Raw genomic sequence first — 6,730 nt, 5'->3', positions numbered from 1 at the left:
GCCCCGGGCCGGCCCCTCACCCGCCCCTACCACCCCGCCGCCGTGAACCGCACCGGCGTGCCCGGCCTGGCCTGGGCCGCCGCGTCCAGGGCCGGGCCCGGGGGCACGACGCCCACCACCGGGTAGCCGCCCGTCACCGGGTGGTCGGCCAGGAAGACCACCGGCAGGCCGTCCGGGGGCACCTGGACCGCGCCCAGGACCATGCCCTCGCTCGGGAGTTCGCCGCCGCGGACGCGGGCGAGCCGCGGGCCCGCCTCCGTGCGGAGGCCGATGCGGTTGGACTCCGGGGAGACCCGGTACGGCGAGCGCCGCAGCGCGGCCAGCGAAGCCGGGGTGAACCAGTCGGCCCGCGGGCCCGGCCTGAGGGGGAGCACCAGCTCGGCCGGGGGCGCCGGGACCCGCAGGGCGTCGGCGCCCCGTACCGGATCCGGGCCCGGGGGGCCCACCGGCAGGAGCGTGCCCGCCTCGGGGTGCGGGGGGCCCAGCCCGGACAGGACGTCCGTCGAGCGACTGCCGAGGACCGGCCGGACGGCGAAGCCTCCCCGCACCGCGACGTAGCTGCGCACTCCCGACGCCGCCCGGCCGACGTCCAGCTCCGCCCCTGCCGGGACGCGGACCGGTTCCCCCCAGGCCACCGGCCGACCGGACACCCGTACAGGACACGGCGCGCCCGTGACGGCCACGACGATCCCCGACCCCGGCGGGCCGCATGCCCGCAGGGCGGTGCCGTCCAGTGTCGTCTCCAGGGCGGCGGCGTCCGGCCGGTTGCCCAGCAGCCGGTTGGCCAGGGCGAGCGCCTCCGCGTCCAGGGCGCCCGAGCGCGGCACGCCCAGGTGGGCGTGGCCGGGCCGGCCCCGGTCCTGGAGGGTGGTCAGCGCCCCTGGGCGCAGCACCTCCAGCCACAGGCCGCCGCCGGTCCCGCTCATGCGTCCGCCTCCTCGAACCGCACCCGCGTCCCGGGTGCGAACAGCGCCGCCGGTTCGCGCCGCGGATCCCACAGCACGGCGTCGGTCGTGCCGATGAGCTGCCAGCCGCCGGGGGAGGAGCGCGGGTACACCCCGGCGTACTCGCCTGCCAGCGCGAGGGAGCCGGCCGGGACGGCTGTGCGCGGGGTGGCCCGCCGGGGCGGGTGGAAGCGTTCGGGGAGCCCCGTCAGATAGCCGAAACCGGGCGCGAACCCGCAGAACGCCACCCGGAAGACGACGGACCCGACGACCTCGGCGACCTCCCGCTCCGCGACCCGCCACAGCCGGGCGACATCGGCCAGGTCCGGCCCGTCGTAGCGGACGCGGACGGTGACCAGCGGGCCCTGTTCCTGCGCCAGCGGCGGCACCCGCCAGCCGGTGATCCGCGCGGCGAGCGCCGCCGGATCCCGTACGCCGTCCAGGAGCACGGTCCGCGCCGCGGGCACCACGTCCCGTACGGGTCCCAGCTCGCCCGCGGCACGCCGGCGCAGCACCTCCGCGTGGAGGGCGGTCGCCTCGGCGGCGGTCCCCACCTCGACGAGCACCGCCTCGACGCCGACCACGAGGGCCCTCACGGCGCGCCCCCGCCCGGCCCCGCGCGGTGTCCGGCGGCGCGGGTCATGCGAAGGCCTCGACGCGGATCCCGGCGGCGGCGAGCGCCTCCCGTACCCGGCGGGCGAGCGCGGCCGCGCCCGGGGTGTCGCCGTGCACGCACAGGGAGCGCGCGGCGACGGGGACGGGGCTGCCGTCGGCGGCGGCGACGGCGCCCTCCGCGGCCATGGCGACGGCGCGGGCGACGACCGTGTCGGGGTCGTGGAGGACGGCGCCCGGCTCGCCGCGCGGGACCAGTGTCCCGGCCGGGGTGTAGGCCCGGTCGGCGAACGCCTCCGGTATGGGTGTCAGGCCGGCGTCGGCGGCCGCGGCGAGGAGCAGCGACCCGGGAAGCCCGAGCACCGGCAGGTCCGCGCCCGGTCCGGCCGCGATGCGGATCCCGGCGGCGACGGCGGCGGCCTGGGCGGCGTCGTGGACGGTGCGGTTGTAGAGCGCGCCGTGCGGCTTGACGTACGACACCCGGGAGCCGGCCGCGCGTGCGAAGACCTCCAGCGCCCCGATCTGGTAGGCGATCTCGTCGGCCAGCTCGCCCGGCGGCACGTCCATCGACCTGCGCCCGAACCCGGCGAGGTCCCGGTAGGACACCTGCGCCCCGATCCGCACACCGCGCGCGGCGGCCAGCTCGCAGACCCGCCGCATGATCGACGGATCCCCTGCGTGGAACCCGCACGCCACGTTGGCGCTGGTGACCACGGAGAGCAGCGCCTCGTCGTCGGTGAGCGTCCAGCGTCCGAAGCCCTCGCCCAGGTCGGCGTTGAGGTCGACCGCACGTGTGATCATGGATGCCATGCCGTGAGCCTAGAACAACACCCGCCCCGCATGACGGGGACCGATCGTGGCGAACCATGCCGTTTGGGATGTTGTCCCTGCGAGCGCCTAATCTTTGTCCGTGACTCTCCCCGCCCCGGCGAAGACCCTTCCGTCCCCGGCGCCGGGCCCGGCCGCCGACGAGGGCCTGGCCCGGCGTCTGCGCGCGCTCGCCTGCACCGCCCCGCTCCACGACCTCGACGTCCGCAAGGCGAACCTCGCCGGCGAGTACGGCACCTACGCGATGGCCGAGGTCGCGCTCGCCGCGATCGACCTGGTCACGCTGCACATGGACTTCGACACCGGCGCCGACCACGAGCAGATAGTGGCCAGGCTGCTGCCGCGCGTCGCGGCCCAGGCGCCCGAGCGGCCCGCCGCGGAGCACGAGCGGGTGGCGCGCTGGGTGCTGGAGAACCTGATCAACGTCGGCAGCGTCGACCGCGGCTTCCGCGCGATCTACGGCACGTTCGGCCCGGACGGGGCGTACGTACGGCGCGACTACGACTTCAAGCTGATCGAGGAGGTCCCCGGCTACGGGGGCGGGGTCTACCTGCGCACGACGGACGAGGCCGTCAACGTCCTGGTGGGAGCCCTCGACACCGACGTCACCAGCGCCCAGATCGCGGCCGAGGTGAAGCTGGAGGTCCTCGTCAGCCGCGGCCGGCTCGCGGACGCCCAGCTCGCCGCCGAGCAGGCCCGCTACCGCACCGTGCAGTACGCGGAGACGCTGCGCCGCACCCTGGAGGCGACGCGGCGCAACGTGCGGGCGGTGGACTGGCTGCGGTCCGTGCCCGACATGATCGAGGAGGCCCTCGACCACGTCGCGGACCGCTACCGGCACGAGAACGCGATCCTGACGAACATCCGCAAGGCCCGCGACGAGGCCGAGGAGCCGGAGAACAAGCGGCGTGCCGCCGAACTCGTCGACATCGTCAAGGACTGCATCCGCCGCCACACCCAGCTCCAGTCCCGGCTGCTGGACGCCGGCCCGCTGTTCCGGGCGGAGCAGGACCGGCAGGCGTTCGCGGCGCCCGCGCCGCGCTCCGGCATCGACCTGTACGGGCAACTGGTGGCGCCGGTGCTGCCCCTGCCGGTCGCGGAGGCGAGGCGCGTGACCGACGCGTTCTTCGCCGCGGGCACGGGGCTGCGCACGCCGGTGTCCGTGCGCGTCGCGGACCTGGTGGAGCTGCTGCTGACGCCGCCCGTGGAGCGGGAGCACCTCGGCGCGGAGATGCCCGAGCCCGACCTGATCGCCACCCCGGACGACAGCCGCTTCAGCGAGGAGCAGCTCGCCGCCGCCACCGCGCTCCTGGACCTGCCGCACGACGCGCCGCGGCGCCTGTCCGGCCTGCTCGCGGAGGCCCGGCGCAGCGACCCCGACCTGCCGTACCTGGTGGCGCTGCTCGCCGTCCACGCGGCGAGCCCGGCCGTCGGCACCGCCTACCGGCAGGGCGAGGAGCGGCTGCTGTTCGCGGTGGACGACGGCACCGAGCTGGACGACCCGGAGTTCGGCGGCGCCGACCTGATCGTCGGCACGGCCCTGCTGGACGCGGCCGCCATGACCGCCGACCGGACGGAGGCGCAGTGACGCCCCCGGCGGCCGCCGCCACCGCGGCCGGGCCGGACCGGAGCGCCGCGACCGCGGACCCGTCCGCCGCGACCGCCGCCGCACCCGCCGGGGGCGGCCGGGCCCCGACGCACGCCGCCGCACCGGCGGCACCGCGCTCCCGCGCGACCACCGCACCCCAGGAGAGGCAGCACCCGTGAGCGACCACCACGCCGAGCACCCCGCGTGGAGCGAGGCCGACGCGCCGGCGGCGCCGGCCCCCCCGGCCGGCTCGCACGTCACCCCCGCGGACGCCGCCGACGCGGCGCGCCTCGTCGCGTTCGGGCTGCAGCCCAAGCTGCAGCCCGCCCGCGACGCCGAGTACGCCGACCTGCTGCGCCGCTACCGGGAGGACCCGGCCTTCGGCCGCCTCGCCGACGCCGTCGCCACCGGGCTCGGCCTGGTCGTCCTGGAGGTGTCCCCGCGCGCCGGCATGGCCGTCACCGCGGGCGAGGACTCCGTCTTCGCGGTCCGCATGGGCGACTACGCCCGCCGCACGGCCGCCGACTCCGGCGACCGGTTCCTGCACGGCCTGGCCCACCTCGCCATCGCCGCGCTGGCCTTCCCCCGGCCCGAGGACCTCGCCGACGACGGGTACGTCGGCCGGGTCACCGTCAACGGTGTCGACGCGTTCGTCCGGCAGGCCTGCCGCCGCCTGGAGGAGCGGGCCGAGGAGCTCGGCGAGAACACCGACCCGGCCTCCGACGCCCCCGGCCTGGAGGCCGCCTGGCGCGTCTACGCCCGCCGCAGCTCCACCGGCGCCACCAAGGACGCCCGCCGCCTCGCCGGGTCCACCACCGGCATCGTCGGCAAGGCCGCCGCCTTCCTCACCGACTCCGGGTTCCTCCAGCGCACCGGCGACGACTCCGGCGGCACCTACCGCACCACCCCCCGCTACCAGCTCCAGGTCCGCGACATGGCGGGCACCGCGGCCATGGCCGAACTCCTGGAACTCGGCGTGGTCCCCGTCAGCGACGGCACCGCGAGCCTCCTCCCGCCGCCCGAAGGCGACGACTTGGAGCTCGCGCCCGACGCCGGACTGCCCTTCCACGGCTGAGCCCCGGCCCGCAACCGGCCCGCCGGCCGGCGCCCGCCACGGCCCCGCCGCCCCCCGTCCTCACGCAACGCCACCCACGAGACACCACGAGAGCCCGCCGCCATGTACGAGCTGTCCCGGATCCGCCTCTACTCCATCGGGCCCGCCGGCGCACGCTACGCCGACACCGTGCTCGACCTGCGCGGAGTGGGCGAGCCGGTGCCCCACCCGGCGCCCGCCCAGGCGGAGTTCTTCGCGGACGAGCCGACCGGCCCGCCGCGCCGCCCCGCACCCGCCGGCGTGCTGTTCCTGGAGAACGGCGGCGGCAAGTCCGTCCTCCTCAAGCTGATCTTCTCGGTGATGCTGCCCGGCCACCGCAACACCCTCGGCGGTGCCAGCTCCGGCGTGCTGCGCAAGTTCCTGCTCGCCGACGACTGCGGGCACGTCGCCCTGGAGTGGCAGCACACCCAGACCGGCGAGTGCGTCGTCGTCGGCAAGGTCAGCGAATGGCGCGGCCGCCAGGTCTCCAACGACCCCCGCAAGTTCGCCGAGGCCTGGTACTCCTTCCGGCCCGGCCCCGGCCTGAGCCTGGACAGCCTGCCGGTCGCCGAGTCCACCGCCGTCCGCCCGCCCGTCGAGGGGGCCTCCGGCGCGCAGGGCCGCCGCCGCACCATGAAGGGCTTCCGCGACGCCCTGACCGAGGCGGGCAAGGCCTACCCGCACCTGGAGGTGTACTTCGAGGAGATCCACGACCGCTGGAACGAGCACCTCACCGAGCTCGGCCTCGACCCGGAGCTCTTCCGCTACCAGCGCGAGATGAACGCCGACGAGGGCGAGGCCGCCGGCCTGTTCGCGGTGAAGAAGGACTCCGACTTCACCGATCTGCTGCTGCGCGCCGTCACCGACACCCGCGACACCGACGGCCTCGCCGACCTCGTCCACGGCTTCGGCAACAAGCTCGGCCGGCGCGCCGAGCTGATGGCGGAACGGGACTTCACCGCCGGCTCCGTCGACCTCCTCGGGAAGATCGTCGAAGCCGCCGAGAGCCGCTCCCGGCTCCGCGACGTCCACGCCGGCGCCGAGCGCCGCACCCGCACCCTCGCCCGCCGGCTCTCCGCGCGCGCCGCGCAGGAGCGGGCCCGCGCCGCCGACCTCGCCCAGCGGGTCACCGACGCCGCCCACGCCGTCACCGCCGCCGAGACCGCCCGCGGCCGCAGCGCCGCCGTCTCCGCCGAACTCGCCTACCGGCACGCCTCGCTCGCCCTGGCCGTCGCCGAGAAGGCCGCCACCGCACAGCGCCGCGAACTGCTGGAGGCCCGCACCCTGCACGCCGCCTGGCAGGCCGCCGAGATCGTGCTCCGCCACCGGGCCGCCGCCGACCGCTCCGCCCGCGTCGCCGCCGCCATCCTGGAGGCCGAGCGCGACGCCGCTCCCGCCCTCGCCGCCCGCGCCTCCGCGGCCGCAGCCCTCGTCCGTGCCCTGCACACCGCCGCGGAGGAAGGCGAACGCACCGCCAACGAGGAGGAGGAGCGCTCCGCCGCGCTCCAGGCCGCCGGCGAGGCCGCCCACCGGGACGCCACCGCCGCCGAGACCGCCCGCGGCCGCAGCGCCGCCGTCTCCGCCGAACTCGCCTACCGGCACGCCTCGCTCGCCCTGGCCGTCGCCGAGAAGGCCGCCACCGCACAGCGCCGCGAACTGCTGGAG

At 77.1% G+C, this 6,730-nt stretch carries 5 protein-coding genes and 1 pseudogene; 3 read left to right on the top strand and 3 right to left on the bottom strand.

What is annotated here, in order from left to right:
• Positions 1-26 precede the first annotated feature (26 nt).
• Genes EF903_RS26495 through EF903_RS26485 form a run of 3 tightly spaced genes read right to left on the bottom strand, consistent with a single transcriptional unit; the run spans position 27 to position 2,366 of the window.
• On the bottom strand, positions 27-926 hold the full coding sequence (locus EF903_RS26495) for a biotin-dependent carboxyltransferase family protein (protein WP_125547295.1): 900 nt from the start codon (positions 924-926) through the stop codon (positions 27-29).
• Complete coding sequence (locus tag EF903_RS26490; RefSeq protein ID WP_125547293.1) at positions 923-1,540, bottom strand: allophanate hydrolase subunit 1; 618 nt, start codon at positions 1,538-1,540, stop codon at positions 923-925. Before EF903_RS26490 ends, EF903_RS26495 begins: the two co-directional genes overlap by 4 nt.
• Before the next feature lie 43 nt (positions 1,541-1,583).
• On the bottom strand, positions 1,584-2,366 hold the full coding sequence (locus tag EF903_RS26485) for a LamB/YcsF family protein (RefSeq protein ID WP_125547291.1): 783 nt from the start codon (positions 2,364-2,366) through the stop codon (positions 1,584-1,586).
• A gap of 100 nt (positions 2,367-2,466) precedes the next feature.
• On the opposite strand from EF903_RS26485, the gene EF903_RS26480 reads away from it, so the two are divergent.
• From EF903_RS26480 to EF903_RS26470, 3 genes and pseudogenes are all read left to right on the top strand, one after another.
• Positions 2,467-3,972, top strand: coding sequence for a hypothetical protein (locus tag EF903_RS26480; protein ID WP_260615954.1), 1,506 nt, complete (start codon positions 2,467-2,469; stop codon positions 3,970-3,972).
• A 175-nt stretch (positions 3,973-4,147) separates the two neighbouring features.
• A complete protein-coding gene (locus EF903_RS26475; protein ID WP_125547287.1) occupies positions 4,148-5,047 on the top strand; it encodes a hypothetical protein in 900 nt (299 codons plus the stop codon).
• Positions 5,048-5,149: 102 nt separating this feature from the next.
• Positions 5,150-6,730: pseudogene (locus tag EF903_RS26470) on the top strand (hypothetical protein); the annotation flags it as partial.

Origin of the sequence: Streptomyces sp. WAC05292 (assembly GCF_003949955.1) — a bacterium.
Taxonomy (GTDB): Bacteria; Actinomycetota; Actinomycetes; order Streptomycetales; family Streptomycetaceae; genus Streptomyces; species Streptomyces globosus.
This window is presented reverse-complemented; position numbering and strand designations above follow the sequence as displayed.